Source organism: Sporomusa sphaeroides DSM 2875 (assembly GCF_001941975.2).
In the GTDB taxonomy this organism is placed as follows: Bacteria; Bacillota; Negativicutes; order Sporomusales; family Sporomusaceae; genus Sporomusa; species Sporomusa sphaeroides.
In genome coordinates this window covers 3,700,908-3,719,450 of record NZ_CP146991.1, presented here as the reverse complement: position 1 = coordinate 3,719,450, position 18,543 = coordinate 3,700,908, and the positions used below count along the sequence as shown (strand labels likewise).

15 protein-coding genes are annotated in these 18,543 nt (G+C 49.2%); 13 read left to right on the top strand and 2 right to left on the bottom strand.

Translation table 11 applies throughout. The annotated features are described in order from the left end of the window. Positions 1-86: 86 nt before the first annotated feature. On the bottom strand, positions 87-1,262 hold the full coding sequence (locus SPSPH_RS17395; protein WP_075754228.1) for an IS110 family transposase: 1,176 nt from the start codon (positions 1,260-1,262) through the stop codon (positions 87-89). A 251-nt stretch (positions 1,263-1,513) separates the two neighbouring features. On the opposite strand from SPSPH_RS17395, the gene SPSPH_RS17390 reads away from it, so the two are divergent. The 4 genes from SPSPH_RS17390 to SPSPH_RS17375 all read left to right on the top strand — a co-directional run bounded on the left by SPSPH_RS17390 (position 1,514) and on the right by SPSPH_RS17375 (position 7,053). Then, positions 1,514-3,562: a methyl-accepting chemotaxis protein gene (locus SPSPH_RS17390; protein WP_075756992.1), complete on the top strand. Its 2,049-nt coding sequence runs from the start codon at positions 1,514-1,516 to the stop codon at positions 3,560-3,562. Positions 3,563-3,705: 143 nt separating this feature from the next. Further along, positions 3,706-4,749: a molybdopterin-binding protein gene (locus SPSPH_RS17385; protein ID WP_075756993.1), complete on the top strand. Its 1,044-nt coding sequence runs from the start codon at positions 3,706-3,708 to the stop codon at positions 4,747-4,749. A gap of 44 nt (positions 4,750-4,793) precedes the next feature. After that, the gene (locus tag SPSPH_RS17380; RefSeq protein ID WP_075756994.1) at positions 4,794-5,936 is read left to right on the top strand and encodes an XdhC/CoxI family protein; all 1,143 of its coding nucleotides are present in this window, start codon (positions 4,794-4,796) and stop codon (positions 5,934-5,936) included. A 175-nt stretch (positions 5,937-6,111) separates the two neighbouring features. Then, positions 6,112-7,053, top strand: a complete 942-nt coding sequence (locus tag SPSPH_RS17375; protein WP_075756995.1) for a selenium metabolism-associated LysR family transcriptional regulator — start codon at positions 6,112-6,114, stop codon at positions 7,051-7,053. A gap of 333 nt (positions 7,054-7,386) precedes the next feature. Here SPSPH_RS17375 and SPSPH_RS17370 read toward each other — a convergent pair whose 3' ends face one another. Beyond that, positions 7,387-8,043, bottom strand: coding sequence for a flavodoxin family protein (locus tag SPSPH_RS17370; protein ID WP_075756996.1), 657 nt, complete (start codon positions 8,041-8,043; stop codon positions 7,387-7,389). A gap of 218 nt (positions 8,044-8,261) precedes the next feature. Between SPSPH_RS17370 and SPSPH_RS17365 the strand changes: the two genes are divergently transcribed. From SPSPH_RS17365 to SPSPH_RS17325, 9 genes are all read left to right on the top strand, one after another. Next, positions 8,262-9,953, top strand: coding sequence for an amidohydrolase (locus SPSPH_RS17365; RefSeq protein ID WP_075756997.1), 1,692 nt, complete (start codon positions 8,262-8,264; stop codon positions 9,951-9,953). Between the two features lie 142 nt (positions 9,954-10,095). Then, positions 10,096-10,479: a RidA family protein gene (locus SPSPH_RS17360; RefSeq protein WP_075756998.1), complete on the top strand. Its 384-nt coding sequence runs from the start codon at positions 10,096-10,098 to the stop codon at positions 10,477-10,479. A 632-nt stretch (positions 10,480-11,111) separates the two neighbouring features. Then, the gene (locus SPSPH_RS17355; protein WP_233139139.1) at positions 11,112-12,971 is read left to right on the top strand and encodes an LTA synthase family protein; all 1,860 of its coding nucleotides are present in this window, start codon (positions 11,112-11,114) and stop codon (positions 12,969-12,971) included. A gap of 137 nt (positions 12,972-13,108) precedes the next feature. Further along, the gene (locus SPSPH_RS17350) at positions 13,109-13,684 is read left to right on the top strand and encodes a peptidylprolyl isomerase (protein WP_075757240.1); all 576 of its coding nucleotides are present in this window, start codon (positions 13,109-13,111) and stop codon (positions 13,682-13,684) included. A gap of 106 nt (positions 13,685-13,790) precedes the next feature. Continuing rightward, the gene (locus SPSPH_RS17345) at positions 13,791-15,131 is read left to right on the top strand and encodes a lipase family protein (protein WP_075757001.1); all 1,341 of its coding nucleotides are present in this window, start codon (positions 13,791-13,793) and stop codon (positions 15,129-15,131) included. A gap of 44 nt (positions 15,132-15,175) precedes the next feature. Next, positions 15,176-15,940 (top strand): epoxyqueuosine reductase, encoded by a 765-nt coding sequence (locus SPSPH_RS17340; protein ID WP_083945650.1) that lies wholly within the window; start codon positions 15,176-15,178, stop codon positions 15,938-15,940. Positions 15,941-16,328: 388 nt separating this feature from the next. Further along, entirely contained in the window at positions 16,329-17,093 is a 765-nt protein-coding gene (locus SPSPH_RS17335) for an amino acid ABC transporter substrate-binding protein (RefSeq protein WP_075757002.1), read from the top strand. 11 nt (positions 17,094-17,104) lie between these two features. After that, a complete protein-coding gene (locus tag SPSPH_RS17330) occupies positions 17,105-17,758 on the top strand; it encodes an amino acid ABC transporter permease (protein WP_075757003.1) in 654 nt (217 codons plus the stop codon). Between the two features lie 12 nt (positions 17,759-17,770). Further along, entirely contained in the window at positions 17,771-18,529 is a 759-nt protein-coding gene (locus SPSPH_RS17325) for an amino acid ABC transporter ATP-binding protein (RefSeq protein ID WP_075757004.1), read from the top strand. The last annotated feature ends 14 nt before the right edge of the window (positions 18,530-18,543 follow it).

Genomic DNA, 18,543 nt, shown 5'->3' with positions numbered 1-18,543 from the left:
GGATGGAGGACAAAAAACAGATGGTTCAAAAAAGGGTATAGCAAAACAGACGTCCACAGGACGCCATGCGGGCTATCGAGAGAGAATCAGGCTGCCAGACGATAAGGCTCGCCGGATTTCTCCAGAGCATAAATGAGCCGGACCAGCTTCTTGGCAGCATGAGAGATGGCCACATTGTAATGCTTTCCCTCGGCGCGTTTCCTGGCGAGGTAAGCGGCAAAGACAGGGTCCCAAAGGCAAACAAATTTTGTGGCATTGAAGATGGCATAGCGTAGGTATCTGGAGCCGCGCTTCTCCATATGGGCATAGCAATTTTTAAGCTGCCCGGATTGGTAGGTAGAGGGCGACAGGCCGGCATAGGCCAAAATCTTGTCAGGGGAATCAAAGCGTGAAAAGTCACCCACCTCAGACAGAATCATAGCCCCCATCCTGTAGCCAATGCCGGGAATCGTGGTAATAGGCGAAAGCATCTTGTCCATGATGCGTTGGATGACCTGTTCAATTTCCGCAATCTCGGCATCGAGTTCACGGATGAGCCGGATGGTATGCCGCAGTTCCAGTGATTTCGCGGTCGTCACAGAGCCAATCGATTGCCTGGCGGCTTCACGTATCTCTATGGCTTTGTCCCGTCCGTAACGGCCTTTGGAGGATTCGGCAAGCAAATGGGTGAGCCGCGTCAGATGTGCCGCTGCAATCTGCTTAGCCCCCGGGAACTCATCGAGCAAGGCGTAAACAGAGGCCATATGGAGTGACGATACCAGCTTTTCCAGCTCCGGGAACAGGATGCATACCAGCCTGGCAATTGAGGACTTCAGCTTAGCGCGTACCTTCACCTTGTCGAACCGGTATCTGGTGAGTGACTTTAGCTCCTCATTGTGGTAAGCTGTGTCTGTGTAGGGCTTGAGGCCCACATCAGACATGAGCATAGCCGCAATTGTTCGCGCATCGACACGGTCAGTCTTCGTCTTTCGCAGGGTGAGGCTTTTCCGGTAAAGATTGGTGTGCAAGGGGTTAATGACATAGGTGTCCAGACCATTGTCAAGGAGAAACCCGAGAATGTTGTAGCTGTAGTGTCCGGTAGCCTCAAGCCCTACCTTTATTTTGTCCAGGGGCAAAGAACAGGCACGGATTTTTTCCAACAGGTAGCCAAATCCTTCCATGCTGTTTTGGATGGTGAACACATTTGCAAGGACTTTACCCTCCGAACTGATGATGAAGCAGTCGTGTTTATCCTTAGCGACATCAATCCCGACACAAATCATAGCAAGACCTCCAACGGTATTATTTGATGCTGTACCCACAGAACACTTTGCTCTTGTAACCTTGTTCTACATCAACCGTCTGGCGGTATCTAACTGATTAACAAACCTGCAAAGGGCTGCGGTTGGAGCCTCTCTTGAACCATCTGGTGGTAGGAGATAAAACCAATCCACAGCATCCTTTACAGTGTAGCATATAGCCCTTGGAGAGGGGCTCTAATAACTACTACTCTATAATACAAGGAGAAAAGCCTGTGAAGAGTATTCGAACTTTTTTTGTACTTATCATTGCCGGTATTACCCTATTGGTATTTAGTATCCAGACCTATGTTTCGTCAACACAGACCAGGGAGTATGTAGTAACCCAACTGGAAGAACAGTTATTGTTTCAGGCGTCACAAGAGGCTACTAACTTGTATATCCCATTAAAAGAGATCGCCGATGAGGCAATAACCATTGGTAATATGTTCGAAACTATGACAGAGTATCGTGAGGATATAATCCTTAATTATATTATGAAAACTGTACAAAAAAGCAAAACATTTGTCGGTGCCGGCATTGCATTTGAGCCATATGCCTATCAACCGGATGTAAAAAATCATTGGCCGTACATAGTGAAGGATAAAAACGGTACACCTGCTTTGACGTGGGCATATAGTTCCGGGAATTATCACGCGAATCCATGGTATAAATTGGGTGTTAGTACGCAAAAATCAGTCGATTATACAGAACCATATGCAGACTCAACCGGCGCTGATACCATCTGGGTAACTTGCGTTCACCCGATAGAAAAAAACGGTAAACGCATCGGCGTGGCTGAGACCGACTTCACCTTAGATACTTTTAAGCAGCAGATAGCAGACATTCGCGTGGGACAGAGCGGTTATGCCTTCGCCCTTACCAGAGCCGGTGCGGTGATTGGCAATCATACCGGTTCTAAAACCGGGGAGACGAAAGACTTATCAGTAAACCTTACCGAAGCGGCTGACGCGGATTGGAAGGCACTGGGACAGGTCGCGCTGCAATCAGGCAAAACCGGAGTTATGCAGGTGAAAGATAATTATGTTGCATATGCTCCCATTGGCAGTACAGGCTTTACCCTGGTATTGGTTTATCCGACTGAGGAAGTTTATGCAGGACTGAATAAACTTATATATTCTAACCTGATTCTGGTGATTGTCTCCCTTATCTTGTTTGTGCTTATCTTATCCTATCTTGTCAATCGGCGTGTTGTCAATCCGCTGCGAATATTGGCTGAAACCGCCAACAAAGTAGCGGCAGGAGATCTTCGCAACATAGGGACAAAGTATGTAAGTAACGATGAAATTGGTCAATTGAGCGCAGCCTTTGCTACCATGTCTGACAACCTGAGCAGATTGATGCTGCAGGTAATGCAATCGTCCGAGCATCTGGCCTCTTCGTCAGAAGAACTGACGGCAAGTGCCGAGCAGTCGGCGCAGGGCGCAACCCAGGCAGCCACGAGCATCACGGCGGTGTCGGCAGGTACGGAGCGGCAAACCGGAGCTATTGACGAAGCTGCGGCTGCTGTTGAACGCATTTCACAAGAGCTTGCTCAGGTTGCCGATAATGTTGGTATAGTTGAGGCAACTGCCGGAAAAGCATCAGGTGCTGCCCAAGATGGGAGCCAAGCCGTGGAAGCGGCAGTGCGCCAAATGGCTAATATTGAAACAAAAGTGACACACTCGGCCCAGATTGTAGTTAAGCTGGGGGAACGCTCTAAAGAAATCGGACAAATTGTCGGCACCATTGCCGGTATTGCCAGCCAGACCAACCTCTTGGCTCTGAACGCCGCCATTGAGGCCGCCCGTGCCGGCGAGCAAGGGCGCGGCTTTGCGGTAGTGGCTGAGGAGGTCCGCAAATTAGCAGAACAATCTCAGGAAGCCGCCAAGCTGATTGCCGTCTTAATTGGCGAAATCCAAGATGAGACAACCGGTGCGGTTTTGGCTATGGATGAAGGCAACCGTGAGGTGAAAATCGGGGCAGAGGTTGTCAATAACGCGGGAATTGCTTTTGCCGAAATAGTGAAACTGTTTGACCAGGTATCAACGCAGGTAGGACAAATTACCAGTGCCGTACAGCGCGTTGCCGGCGGCAGCCAGGATATTGTTGCTACCGTAAAGGAACTTGAGGAAATAAACAAAGATACCGCAGGTCAAACCCAGACAGTATCGGCAGTTACCGAACAGCAAGCAGCCTCCATGCAGCAAATTGCCGCTGCCAGCGAGGCGTTGGCTCAATTGGCGGAGAATTTGACGCAAGCTGTAAGCAAGTTTAAGTTGTAGATAAAAAGATGGGGTTGCCGCACCAGCTTCTGTTTTGTCTATTCCTTGTGCGAATCATGTATTATGCCACTAGAGTGTTCTTACAGGTGGTTGGATTCACCGTATGGATGCCTGGAACTTAGAATGATTGAAGGAGTAAAACAATGAAAGTACAAACAATTAAGGTGGAAGAAGCAATTGGAAAGGTGCTCAGCCATGATCTTACAAAAGTTGTGCAGGGCGGGTTTAAGGACACACCTTTTAGAAAAGGGTACATAATCAAAGAGGAGGATGTGCCAGAACTGCTTAAAATGGGCAAAGAAAACATTTATATCCTGGAGCTTGAACCAGGCGATGTGCACGAGGACGAGGCCGGAATCCGCCTGGGGGCAGCGGTTGCGAATCAGGGTGTGCGCTGTAGCCCGCCTAAGGAAAGCCGGGTCAATCTATATGCTGAACGTGACGGTCTTTTTAAAGTCAATGTCCGTGCTCTGGAGGCGATCAATAATCTGCCTGACGTGATTTTATCCACACTGCCCAATAATACTGTTGTCAAAAGCGGTGAATTGTTGGCAGGAACGAAAGTTATACCATTGGTGACTGAAGAAAAAGTCATTATGGCGGCTGAAGGGATTTGCCGGCAGGCAGGATGGGTTATTAAGGTGGCTCCCTTTCGCAAGCTTGATGTCGGTGTGGTCATTACTGGCAGCGAGGTTTTTAAACAGCGGATTCGCGATGGGTTTAGCCCTGTAATCACTGAAAAGGTGGAAGCTTTTGGCTCAAGAATCCTAAAACTCGAATATGCTCCAGATGATATGGAAGTCATTTCAACTAAAATTAAAGAGATGGCCAATAATGGCGCAAACATTATTTTTGTCACCGGAGGAATGTCGGTCGATCCCGACGACGTTACTCCGAATGCTATAAAATTATCCGGCGCCAAAGTCGAAAAGTATGGTGCTCCAGCGCTCCCCGGGGCGATGTTTATGCTTGCCTATCTGGATAATATACCGGTAATGGGCGTGCCTGCCTGTGGCATGTTTTTCAAAATAACTATTATTGATTTGCTTTTGCCCCGGCTTTTGGCAGGCGAAAAAGTATCACGCAAAGACATAGTGGCGCTGGCCCATGGAGGCCTATGCCGTGCATGCACTGAGTGCACCTATCCAAATTGTACCTTCGGCAAAGGAACTACCTATTTATCTTAGGCGGTGACAATCAGTGGTATTGACGCAGGAGGGGGTGTAATAATATGGAATTTGAATTACCGGAAGCAATAGTAATAGCGACAGTTATCGGAGTGGAAAACCTGCCGTGTGATATACTTGGGCAAAAAACGCTGCTTTCGCCGGACGGTGAAAACAGAACGGGAAATATCAAGCTGCCGATGAACTGGCTTGATGAAGAATTGGCGTGTTTGTCCAGAGAAGCGCTGAAGGATGGTAAGTTTAGAACGGCAAGTCTTGCCAATCCGGAGGAGCCGGAGCAAATCGTTAAGGTTATGCTGGATCCTTACCTGCCTTGTCAGGAACTTGTAATCCTCGGCGGCGGCCATATTGCCAGGCAGCTAATTCAGGTGGGGCATCTGCTGGGATATAAGATTACCGTGATCGATGACCGGCCGGATTTCGCAATGAATGAATATTTGACTGTGCATGACAGAAGCATCTGCTGCAGTTTCAGCGATCTGGAAGAAGTGGTGAGACTGGGGCCGGCAAGCAGCGTTGTCATTGTTACCCGCGGCCATCTCCATGATATGGACTGCCTGAGGACGGTTATTAAGTATCCATTTGCTTACCTGGGAATGATCGGCAGCAGGCGGAAAGTGGCATTGGTAAAACAAACCTTGGCTGAGGAAGGAGTGGCTCAGGAAAAAATTGACCAGATACATATGCCTATTGGCTTGGCGATTGGGGCGCAGACTCCGGCGGAAATTGCCGTCAGTATTGCTGCGGAACTAATCAGTGTCCGTCGTGCCGGAGAGACGTTATCTCTAAAAGATACGACGCCGGTTAAACAAGGGGAAATCTGCGAAATGCTGACAGCCGCAGATCGGGAAACCCTGGATGCGGCATTGGCTGCGGCGCGGGATAAAACGCCGGCCGCGCTGGCGACAATAATAAAATCGCAGGGTTCAACGCCGCGTAAGAGTGGCGCCAGGATGCTGTTTTACCGGGACGGACGGGCATATGGCACAATCGGCGGCGGCTGTGCGGAAGCGGAAGTACGCAGGATGGCTTTACATGTCATGGACCAAGATAAGCCTCACATCTACAGAGTATCAATGACTGCCGATATAGCTGCGATGGAAGGTATGGCTTGCGGCGGGATGCTAGAAGTTTTCATTGAGCCGGTGACCACTTTTTACCGGGCTATAGAGGGATGTGAAAACTAATGACAACAGTTTAAGCCTTTAGTTGTAATCAAAGGAAGCGAAGACTTAACTCAGGGTTTATTGCCGGTAAGAATGTGCATATAGTTCTTGAAACCTGCAGGAGACATAGTTTGAGGCGGGCTATTTACTATACTTTGTGCAGTGGTTGAGCGGAACTTCGCGGGAGGTAGCAAGGATGGAAATGAAACAACTGGAAGCATTTGTCGCAGTGGTCCGACACAACAGCTTTTCCAAGGCAGCCGACATGATCTATTTGTCTCAGCCGACCATCAGCGCCCACATCAGTTCTCTGGAGAACGAGATAGGGGCGCAACTCTTAATACGTTCTACCAGGACCGTTTACCCGACCCAGATAGGCAAAGAGCTGTTTCACCGCGCCAAAAGCATCCTTGCCCTGCGCGATGAGGCAATCGGCAGTATTAAGAGAGTTGACCGGGAGATGGGTGGAGAAATCAGTATCTTAGCCTCTACCGTTCCTGCTCAGTTCCTGCTGCCGGAGATCATTGCGGCATTTCAACAACAGTATCCCCATATCGTGTTTGATGTCCACCAGGCAGACAGCCTGCAGGTTGCGGAAAGTCTTTTGGGGTACCGGTATGATTTTGGCATAGTGGGTACCAGCGTCAGTTCCCGCCATTTGCTGACGGTTCCTTTCTACCGTGACAGGCTGGTGTTGATTACCCCTAAATCGATGATCGTTAACCAAGAGGAGCTTTATCGCGATCTGTCATCGTTTTTACGGCAGCAGCCTTTTGTAATGCGCGGGGACGGCTCCGGCACCCGCACGGAAATGGAGCAGCTGCTGCACAAGCAAGGCATTTCTGTCCGGAATCTGAATGTTGTGTCCTATTTCCACGATACCCAGGGTATTTTATCCGCTGTGTCCCACGGGATGGGAATATCCTTTGTTTCCAAAGTTGCTGCCGCTGCCTATGAAAAGACGGGGCAAATCAAGGTATATGACCTTGGAAAACAGGCATTTACCCGGCAATTGCATCTTGTTTTTAAAAAAGCAGTGGTGTTATCGCCGGTCCAAAAGGTGTTTGTTTCTTATCTGGAAAATTATTTTACGAGTGCAACTTTTAACAGATATAATAGAAGAGTAGAAACAAAATAGAAGCGAGGGGACATTCTATTGTTCATTGTCCCTATTCAAATAATAACTTGGCAATATTGTTGCAAGGTATGTAGCCGGCGCTAAAATTGAACAGCCGCAATTATAGCAACACCGGTTTATGGTTAGCGGGCTGTATGGCATCAAAAAAAGAGCCCGAAGGCTCTGAATTACTATAAACATTTGTGGTTATGTTTTTCTAAATAGGCTGGGACAAGGGGACAGGTCCCTTGTCCCAGCCTTTGCTTTTTGACAGAGCCTTACGGGTATTGACAGCAGGGGATGTTTGTCATAAAAACGGCAGGTAAACGCAAGGATATATGTACAGTCTGGCTTTTACCGGGAAGCCGCCGGTGTTGCGAAGCGTACGCCCATCTCAAAGGATTTCCGGCAATCTAAGGGAAATACCTCTTCGCGCCTTTTGGCTTTATCCGCTTCGCTAAACGCTGTTACGACATATTTGGAATAATCGTCAAATTGGCAGGTATCATAACTGTATAAGGCTTCACAGGTGCCAAACAGTCTTTCCAGTGACATTTCCATTGCCTTCAGGTTCTGGGGATAACCCATGGCCTGCATTCTGTTCTCATCAACATTCATGGTATAAATAAAACCTACAGGGAGCTTGCGGGTGAATAAGGAGGAGTAGGTGGCATCATATACCAGGTAGGGAAAAGCCAGTCGCTCAAGGAAAGAGCGCATTTCACCGGTAACATTGCCAAAATAGATAGGCGAACCCAGCACAATGGCATCGGCGGTCGCCAACTTTTCCAGAACCGGGGTCAAGTCATCTTTCACTGCACATTTCCCATAGCTTTGCCCTCCCTTTCGCTTGCAGGCAAAGCAGCTAATACAGCCTTTGAAGCTCAAATCATAAAGATGGATGAGCTCAGTGGCGGCGCCTTGCGAAGCAGCCCCTTCCAGGGCTTTGCCGAGCAGAATGGCGGTATTCCAGTTCTTTCGCGGGCTTCCGTTAATGGCTATGATGTTCATAGGCAGTACCTCCGGATAAATTTTTTTCCGGGGACTCAGTCCCAGGATAAGAGTGGCAGTTGCTTTAACTGGGAATAAAACTCCAGCTGAAGCAATTCTTACTTTATATTGACCGTCTTCATTAAATTATATATTATTTTATTTAAATGGAAAATGTGTACATTTGACGAAATAGCGACAGGCACTAGCCAGGATATAGAGTTAGGTAGGTGAGCTACATGCTTCAGAAATTTTTGGCCGATATTGTATTTGTAAACGGAGCAGTGTATACTGCCGATGCGCAGGATACCGTCTGTCAGGCGGTGGCTGTCAAGGGCGATAAAATTATTGCTGTTGGCAGTGATGAACAAATTGGCACTTATGCCGGTGAACATACCGAAAGAATTGATTTGCAGGGCAGGATGCTCATTCCGGGCATGATTGACAGCCACATTCACCCGCCGGGAATTGCCCTTGCTGAGCTTTACGAGGTGCAGCTGTTTGGCATTAACAGTCTGGAAGGATATCTGGAGGCTATAAAAAACTTTATTACCCGAAATCCGGGAATTAAAGCAGTGTTTGGCCTGGGGTGGCTGTGGAGTGCTTTTAGCGGTGAAGAGGCGCTTAAAGGGCCGAGGAAAGAGCATCTTGACACTGTGGCGCCGGATATTCCCGTAGCGTTGCGGGCCATGGACGGGCATAGCTGGTGGCTTAACTCCCGGGCGCTTGCAGTCAGCGGCATAACCCGTGATACTCAGGCGCCCGAAGGCGGGATTATTGAAAAAGACGCCAGCGGCGAGCCGTGGGGAATTCTAAAAGAAAGTGCTATCTGGCTTTCGTTGCAGCCTTCGCACACTCCGGCAGAGTATATCGAAGGCATCCATGCCTTTCAGCGCAAAATGCACAGCCTGGGCATAACCGGTGTCCTTTCGATTATGGGAAACGCCAGAGAGCCGATTATGCAGGCGTGGGACACATTGCAGCAACAGGGGAATCTGGCCTTGCATGTGCGGGGAGCCGTCATGGTCCAGCCCCGGGAGCCCTTGCAGGCTCAGTTTGAGGTTATTGACCAGATTAAGGAACAATATCATTCTCCTAACTTTCAAATAACGACAGCCAAGTTTTTTGCCGATGGGGTTGTTGAGGGAGTAACCAGTTATTTGTTAACCCCCTATGCGCAAGCGGCGGGAAAAGGCAGCGATTACTGCGGTGAGTTTTTATGGGACCAGGACAGGCTTAATGAGGCATTTTGTCTGGCCAATCAACGCGGGTTGCAAATTCATGTGCACTCCACCGGCGATGCGGCAACACGCCAGGTGCTGGATAGCTTTGCCGCAATCCGCAGCCAGGTTCCGGCAGGCGATTTTCGCAATACCATTACCCATCTGCAGCTTGTTGATCAAGCCGATATACCCAGATTCAAAGAACTGCAGGTCATTGCCAGTGTGCAGCCTTACTGGCATTTCAAAAGCCCCAACTGGTGGAAGTATGTTGATTACCGGATTTTGGGTGAGCGGGCAGAATACGAATATCCGCTGCGCTCCTTTTTAGACCAGGGCGTAATCATAGCCTCCTCTTCCGATTATTCGATCACGCCTGTACCTAATCCCCTGTTTGCCATCGAGACCGGGGTTACCCGCAATATGTACAGCGGTCCCGCTTTGGGCGTTGAGGATATCACCGATATGGATGATGCACGGTATTTGCTAAATAAAGCAGAACGTATTCCTGTAAGGGAAATGATAAAAAGTTTTACCATCAATGGCGCCTACGCTTTATTTATTGAGCAGCAAACCGGTTCGGTGGAGGTGGGCAAACAGGCCGACATGGTGGTCCTCGACCGGGATTTGCTGTCAATCAATCCTGTTGACATTGACAAAGTCAAGGTAGATATGACCTTCTTTGCCGGGAAACTGGTATACAGACGCTAGTGGGACAAGGTACCTGTTCCTTATCATTGGGGTTTTATTGGTTATTGCACCATTTGTTTCCTTGTTATAAACTAATTGTTAGGATGAGAAAACAGAAAATACCAAATCCTAACTATTAATTAATAATTGGAGGTAATCATCTATGAAAACAATTGTAAATACTGACAAGGCTCCGGCCGCTATCGGCCCCTATTCCCAGGCGATTAAAGCGGGCGGCCTTTTGTTCATTTCAGGCCAGTTGCCGGTGAATCCGGCTGACGGCACTATTCCGGCCAAAGTAGAAGACCAGGCCAAGCAATCGCTGGAAAATGTAGCAGCTATTTTACAGGCTACCGGTCTCTCTACAGAAGATGTTGTCAAAACAACTGTTTTTATCAAAGACATGAATGACTTTGCGGCAATTAATGCTGTGTATGCCCAATATTTTACCAAAGACTTTCCGGCCCGTGCCTGCGTCGAAGTAGCCCGCCTGCCGAAAGATGCGTTGGTTGAAGTAGAAGCAATTGCTTTGTGCAAAGCAGAATAAATACTTAACAAAAGGCGCTAATCAGCTAGATTAGCGCCTTTTCGTCCGGTTGGAGCTGTTTTACACTTTAAATTTCACTACAATGGCCCTAAGCTCTTCTGCCGTTTTTGCCAGGGATTGGCTGGATAACGTTATTTCATCTATATGGAAATATGGATGAGGTGATAGAAAATACAATTAAAATAATGAAGTTTTTTAGATTATTCGGGACTGAATTTCCACAGCACTCAAGTAATTCAAATAAATTATGGGACAAGGGACCTGTCCCCGCGTCCCAGGAATCCTCTGCTGAGATGGTGGCGGGGGATTTTTTTTGCCTATTTGCAGGGACTTTGGCTGGTGTCAGCCGGACTGCTCATTTTGCCGGGAAAATATTTGATACATAAAGCAGGATTTTAGCAAAAAAAGTAGAAAACTACCGGAGTTTTGAATATAGTACAGCACTGGTTTTTTACTTTGGGCAGGGCAATAGCAGAAAGGTTGGGTTTATCATCAGGTTGGTAAGTTGGAATGAATTTTTTGGGGAATTACAGCAGGATTGCAAGCTATTTGTCTTCATTCTTGCTGTTTTTTGTCTGTTTCGTGTGAGTTTTATTGTAGTTATGCACTCCTTTCTGAGTGATGCCGTGACAATGAAAGATTTTTTGGCCGCGATGTATTACGGTTTTCGCATCAGCCTGAAAAGCGCCGGGTTGCTTGTTTTACTGCCCATGGTTTGCTGCACCGGCCTGAGGCTGTTTATTTCCTGGAAGCGGCTAAGTCATATCCGGCTTTATCTGGGTATCGCCTATGTTGTTATCCTTAGTTTTTTATTTCATGCCCGCATTCCTTACTATCAGGAATTCCGTATGGCGTTTAACCAACTGCTGTTCAATACGCTGCGTGATGATGTCACGGCCATAGCCTATACTGTTATCGAGCAATATAATCTGCCTGTCAGACTGCTCTTGGCCGGTGCTACGGCTTTTTTTCTCTGCAAGCTGCTGCAGCGCTGGTTGTCAGCCAAAACCTATGCCTTTCCCCGGCTGCCCCAGTGGTATCTGAATATCGCCCTGCGCGCCGCCCTGCTTATCGTTATTTATCAACTGACTATTTTTGTCCGCTTTGGCGGTACGATGACCTATGCTTATAATATTGACTGGGAGAACTCGGGGGTAACCAAGGACCAACTGCTGAATGAAGCCATCTTAGATGATGTGCAGGCGCTGTACCGGGCATATGTCCTGCATGAACGGGTTTCTTCCTCTACCGGCCTGGATATGGAGCCGGGGAGGCTGGTCGATTATGGCAGCTATCTGGCTGAGCGTCCGGTACAATCAACCAATGTTGATGATTTCTTACGCAAAAAAGTGATGGTAGGCACAGACTCGCCTCCCCGCCATGTTTTCTTGATTATTGCCGAGAGCTATGCCGCCTGGCCGTTATTGCCGCAATATGACAAGCTTAATCTTGCCGGTGGTCTGAAAGGTATTATTGCGCAAGACAACGCGGCGTTTTCGCCGAATATGCTGCCTAACGGCATGAGTACCATTTCCGGGGTTATGGGGGTCGTTACCGGTTTGGCTGAAGCCAACCTGTATTTGAATTATTTGCCGGAGTCCTACAAGGAGCCTTATAGCACCGCGTTGGCGCCACAGCTGAAACGGCTGGGCTATACGGCCGATTTTTGGTATTCCGGGCCTGCCTCCTGGGAAAAGATCAGGGATTTTTCCCTGGCGCAGGGCTTTGACGCCTTCTACGGTATGGGCGACTTTACCAGCGACGGCGGCAATGTCTGGGGCTGTGACGACCGTGATCTGTATAAAGCCGTGCTTGAGCGAGTTACTGACAGCCAACCGGGTTTGCATGTGGTGCTTACCGTGTCCAATCATTCACCTTACACCGTTGATTTGGCCGGCGAGGGTTTTGATCCTGCCCTTGTAACCGCCGGATTGCCGGAAAAACTCAAGGACGACCCGGAATTCATCAAAAAGCTGGGGCATTTTTGGTATGCCGACAAAATGCTGGCTCAATTTGTAACAGAGGCCAGGCGCAAATATCCTGACAGTTTGTTTGTTATTGTCGGCGACCACGCCGACAGGCTGAACGTGGAGGCCAATCCGCCGCTGTTTGAGCGCTATGCCATTCCCTTAGTCCTGTATGGCAAAGGGGTTACCAGGGAAAGTCTGCCGGAAAATGCCGCCGGCAGCCACATCAATCTGGCACCTACCCTGCTGGAGCTTGTTGCGCCTGCCGGTTTCGAGTATTATTCGGTAGGGCGCAGTTTGACCAATGGCAACGACTTTGGCATGAATTACGGCTTTTGGATTACCGCCGGACATATGGGGAAAGCCGATACTGATTATAATGAAGTCCACTCGCCGCGGCAGGGGCAGCTGCCGCCGCCACAGCATAAAATCCGCCAGGAAATTGATGCCGCCCGGGCCATCTCCTGGTGGCGGATAAAGTTCGGGAAAACCCTGCAAACCGGGACGGCTGCAGAGCACAATTAAAAATACGGCAGACGCACCGTCATTCTGTGGCGGTGCGTTGCTGATTCACTTATTTAGACTGATATGGTATACTAATATCTGGATAGTAAAATAGGAAGCGAGTGAGACTTGTGAAGAAGTATGCAGTAACTTTTGCGATGTTGGTGACATTTTTACTGTTGTTTACGGTTGGCTGTGCCGGCAGCAATACCGGTTCACCGAAGCCGGCAGAGCCCGCCCCTAAGGCGCCGGCAGCCACAACCCAGAAGAACAGTAGTGCCTTGTTCGAAACCTCTAAAGGCAATTTCCGCTTGGAACTGTTTGAGGATAAGGCGCCGCAGACCACCCAGAATTTTATTACCCTGGTGAATAAGGGCTTCTATGATGGGTTGATTTTTCACCGCGTTATCGATAATTTTATGATCCAGGGCGGTGATCCGAAAGGTAACGGTACCGGTGGTCCCGGCTATAAAATTCCCGATGAATTCCACCGCGACCTCAGGCATGACGAAGGGGTTATTTCCATGGCAAATGCCGGACCGAATACCGGCGGTTCCCAGTTTTTCATCACCCTGACAGCCACGCCGTGGCTTGATAACAAACATGCCGTCTTTGGCAAAGTCATTGAGGGAATGGATGTCGTTCACGCCATTGGCAAGGTCAAGACAGGTTCTCAGGATAAGCCGGTAGAAGATGTTGTGATTAAAAAGATTACCATCGAAGCCGCCAAGTAAACCCGTTTCAGCAGAGCGTAAGCAGCTCTGACGCCGCCTGCAAGGGCGGGAGTTTTACTCGGCGGTTAACATAAACAGTATATCCATTCCGCAGGAGAAAAACGTTATGAAACAGTTGAGAATATACATCAGTAAACTGCTGATAGTGCTATGGTGCCTGATGCCGCTGGCCTCCCATGCCGGAGCCGGCGAAGACTATGAGGAGGCGCATACCTTATTGTTGGCGGCACGGGCTTGTCTGGCAATCTATAGTGACAGAACAGGCAGTCTTTCCTATGAGTATCTTGAGCAGGAAGGCTGGGAGATTCAGCCGTTCATAGCAGACGGTGATATTGATGATGCCCGGTTTCTGATTGCCAAAAAGGAATCGGCAGACGGTGGAGAGCCGTTATATATATTGGCAATTGCCGGTACGGAAACGCTTAAGAATGTGAAGACCAATCTGACGCTGGGGCAGGTGTATTTTGCCGGGCGCACACCGGAGGAGTTTGCCGCCAATGCTGCGCTGAAGCATATGCCTGACTCGGTGCCCAAAGTGCATCATGGTTTCTATAAATATGTGGAAACAGCCTTTCAGGCCAAAGCAGCAACCAAGGACGACAGCACTCCCCGCCTGTTAAGTGAATTGCTGCTGGAAAATAAAGACCGGAAAGTGTACCTGACAGGACACAGCCTGGGAGGGGCGGCAGCCACCCTTGCCGGTGCACGCTTGCTAAGCCTGGGGGTACAGCCGGAACAAATTCAGGTAATCACTTTTGGTGCGCCGGCTGTCGGCAGCCAGGCCTTTGTCGAACAGTTTGCGCCGGTGCTGCCTGTAACCCGGGTGGTTATTCACGGCGACCCGGTAACCGGGATTTTGCAGGGCTTGTCCGGCTATGAACAATTTGGACGGGAAATCCTCTGGACTTCTCGGGAGGTTACTCATAAGGGACAGCATGCGATGGTCAGCTATCTGGATGCCGCCATCAAGGAATATTACGATAAGCGCCACCAGGCGGAAGAGGCGGGCTTGCTGACGCTGCCTGTGAAACTGACTGCAGCCGGTGCTCCCAGGGTTTACGTCAGTCCGGCCAGGAATGATCTGCCGGCAAAGCTGCAGCCGGAATTTTGGTATATGCAGCAGGCCATCTGGGATGAGTACCGCCGAGTGCTGCCCGGCTACAGGCTGGCAGCCGCCGTGCCTGACAGCTCCCTGCGCGACCAGGCTGCCGCGCTGGGCTATAATTTGCTGGTAGTTCCGGAAATTAGTGCCCATAAGTTGAAAACAAGGAAAAACATATATTATGTTACCTTAGATCAAACCGTGTATGATACTGCCACCGGCAGCATCCTGTATATGACCAGTTTCTCAACAAGCACCGATAATCTAACCCCGCTTACCGCGCTTATTCATAATATCAGGGGTACGACTGCCGATAACGGCAAATGGCTGAACGCACCGGACTGAGTCGCTGTGTCCGGGAGCGTCACTTAAGACCGGGAGGGAGAATCATGCAACGATATTCGGTTGAACAGGCGATAGCAGAATTTATTGCCGCAACACCGCTGAATGCTGCGGCGGAAATCGGACTGTCTGCCATTTATGACCGGCCGCTGGTGGGGGTGGCCTGGGCGGAGGATAGTTTATTTGCGTCATTACAGGCGGAGGAGGTTGTCGGGCCGCGGCATCTGCTGCCACGGGACTGGCTGCCTGCCGCCCGGTCGGTTGTTTCGTATTTCCTGCCCTTTTCCCGGCAGGTGCGGGAGGCCAACAGACAGGGGAAGCTGCCTGCAACCGAATGGCTGTATGCGCGGATTGAAGGCGAACTGGTTAACAATGCTTTGCGCAAGTTTCTGATAGAGTGGTTTGTGCAGGCCGGCTATCAGGCGGTAGCGCCGGGAATTGACGCCCGGCATGCTGTTGCTAACCGCAAGAGCAACTGGTCGGAGCGGCATGTTGCTTTTGTTGCCGGTTTAGGGACTTTTAGTCTGAACCGGTCGTTTATTACCAAAGCCGGTGCGGCAGGGCGGCTGGGAAGCATTATTGTCACCGCCGACCTGGCGGCGACGCTTCGTGAGTACCAAACCTATGACGAGTACTGCAGTAAATGCAACGCCTGTATTAAGCGCTGTCCGCCGCAAGCTATTGATACTACCGGCAAAAACAATGATCTTTGTGCTAAGTTTCTTGACAGCATGGCAGAACGGTTCAAGCCCCGTTACGGCTGTGGCAAATGCCAGACTGCCGTACCCTGTGAAGCGGCGCTGCCGGTGTAACTATTCCCGTCTCTTGGCAGTGCCTTGCTAAAAGAACAATATTCTGCGATTTTGCTTGTAAACAAGAGATTTTTAGGTACAAACCAAAAGCCGTTTACCAAAACGGCACTTTTCATTACTTCCAAACTTTAATGTATTAAAGTAAAATAGAGTCAGTGGTTCGCCTGTGTTGAAAGCGTAAATGCAGACAAACCACCAGTACCTTGCGGTACTTAACATTTGAGATTAGATAGCAAGGATTTTTTCGCCCTGCTAGGCGGAGGAGCCGCGCATATCGGACATATGTAAGGCGACGACAACGACGCAGGACGGAAAAAGACTGCTATATAATCCAAATAGTTAGGTGGCGTAAGGTACCAAATAGAGGGAGAGTGGAGGAGTAAAACAAGTGAAAAAATTAATTGCAGCCATGTTGGTGTTATTAGTGGCCGGTGTGCTGGTAGCCGGGTGCGGTGGAACCGAACAGAAAAAAATCGTGGTTGGCCTTGATGATAATTTTCCGCCCATGGGTTTTCGTGATGACAAAAACAATATCGTAGGTTTTGATGTTGATATGGCTAAAGAAGCCACCAAGCGGATGGGTGTGGCAGTGGAGTTCAAACCCATTGACTGGAACAGTAAAGAAGCCGAGCTCAGCGGCAAACGGGTGGATGTTCTGTGGAATGGCCTGACTATTACCGAAAAGCGCAAAGAAAATATTCTGTTTAGCAACGCTTATATGGAAAACCGCCAAATTATTGTTGTAGCGGCTAATTCACCGGTTAAAACCAAAGCCGATCTGGCCGGTAAGGTGATTGGCACCCAAGAAGGCAGCAGCAGTGTTGAAGCCATTGAAAAAGATGCTGCTACCATGCAATCGTTTAAAGAACTTAAAAAGTACGGCGATAATGTGGCCGCACTCATGGATTTGAAAACCGGACGTCTTGATGCCGTTGTTGTGGATGAAGTCGTGGGCCGTTACTACATAGCCAAAAAGCCGGGTGAATACAGTGTTCTCACCGAACATTTCGGTTCTGAGGAATATGGTGTGGGTCTGCGTAAAGATGATAAAGAATTAGCAGCCAAACTGCAAAAAGCATTGGATGAAATGAAGAAAGATGGTACATCTGCCAAGATTTCTCAGCAGTGGTTTGGTGAAGATATTGTAAAGTAAGGAAGTAACACATGGACTATATACTGGGCATATTACCGCCGATGCTGGATGGCACGGTGGTAACGCTGCAAATGTTTTTCTCAACTATAATTTTGTCGCTGCCGCTTGGTCTTTTCCTGGCCTTGGGCCGTATTTCCCGGTTTAAGGTATTGAGCGGCGCCGTCGGGGTGTATATCTGGCTGTTTAGGGGTACGCCTCTGATGCTGCAGCTGTTATTTATCTATTTTGGTCTGCCTTTGCTGCCGTATATTGGCATCAGGCTGCCGGATTTTTCGGCAGCCTTGCTGGCTTTTGTTCTCAATTATGCTGCCTATTTTGCCGAGATATTCCGTGCAGGCATCCAGTCGATTGACCGTGGGCAATATGAAGGGGCCAGAGTCCTGGGCATGAGCTATGTGCAGACCATGCAGCGGATCATCCTGCCACAGGTTATCAAACGGGTCCTGCCGCCTGTGAGCAATGAAACCATTACCCTGGTCAAAGATACCTCGCTTATCTATGTTCTGGCCATGAATGATTTGCTGAGAACAACCCGCGCCATTGTACAACGTGATTTTGATACCACGGCGTTTATTGTGGCCGGTGTGTTTTATCTGTTAATGACCCTGGTGCTTACCTGGATGTTTCAGAAACTGGAGCAGCGGTATGCTGTATATGACGAGTAGAGGTATGTAGTTATGAACATGATTAAGGCTATGAATATTTATAAACAATTCAATCACCTGGAAGTGCTTAAAGGCATTTCGCTGGAAGTTAACAAAGGCGAGGTAATTGCTATTATCGGCCCCTCTGGCTCCGGCAAGAGTACTTTTTTGCGCTGTCTCAACCGCCTGGAAACCATTGACCAGGGTATCCTTGAAATAGGAGGAGATACTTTGGCGGCAAACGGTCCGGACGGTCAGGTGCGTTATGCGCCTGAAGCCGAGGCCAGACGAATTTGCCGCCGGATGGGCATGGTGTTTCAACAGTTCAATCTCTTTCCCCACCTGACAGTGCTGGAGAATCTGATTGAAGCGCCGATTACGGTCCAAGGGGTTAAGCGGGAAGACATTGTGCCGCAGGCTGAAGAACTGCTGGGCAAAGTAGGTTTGCTCGAAAAGCGGGATGTTTACCCGTCACGGCTGTCAGGCGGGCAAAAACAACGGGTAGCCATTGCCAGAGCCCTGGCGATGAACCCGGATATCATGCTGTTTGACGAACCGACCTCGGCCCTTGACCCGGAACTTACCGGCGAGGTGCTGAAAGCCATGCGTAAGCTGGCAGAGGAGCACATGACCATGATTGTTGTTACCCACGAAATGGCTTTTGCCCGCGAGGTAGCCAACCGTGTCATCTTTATGGATAATGGTGAAATTGTAGAACAAGGAACGCCGGAGGCGGTGTTCGGCTCACCGTCCCAGCCCCGGACTCAGGCGTTTTTACAAAGAGTAGTATAGCCCGAGTGGCTTAG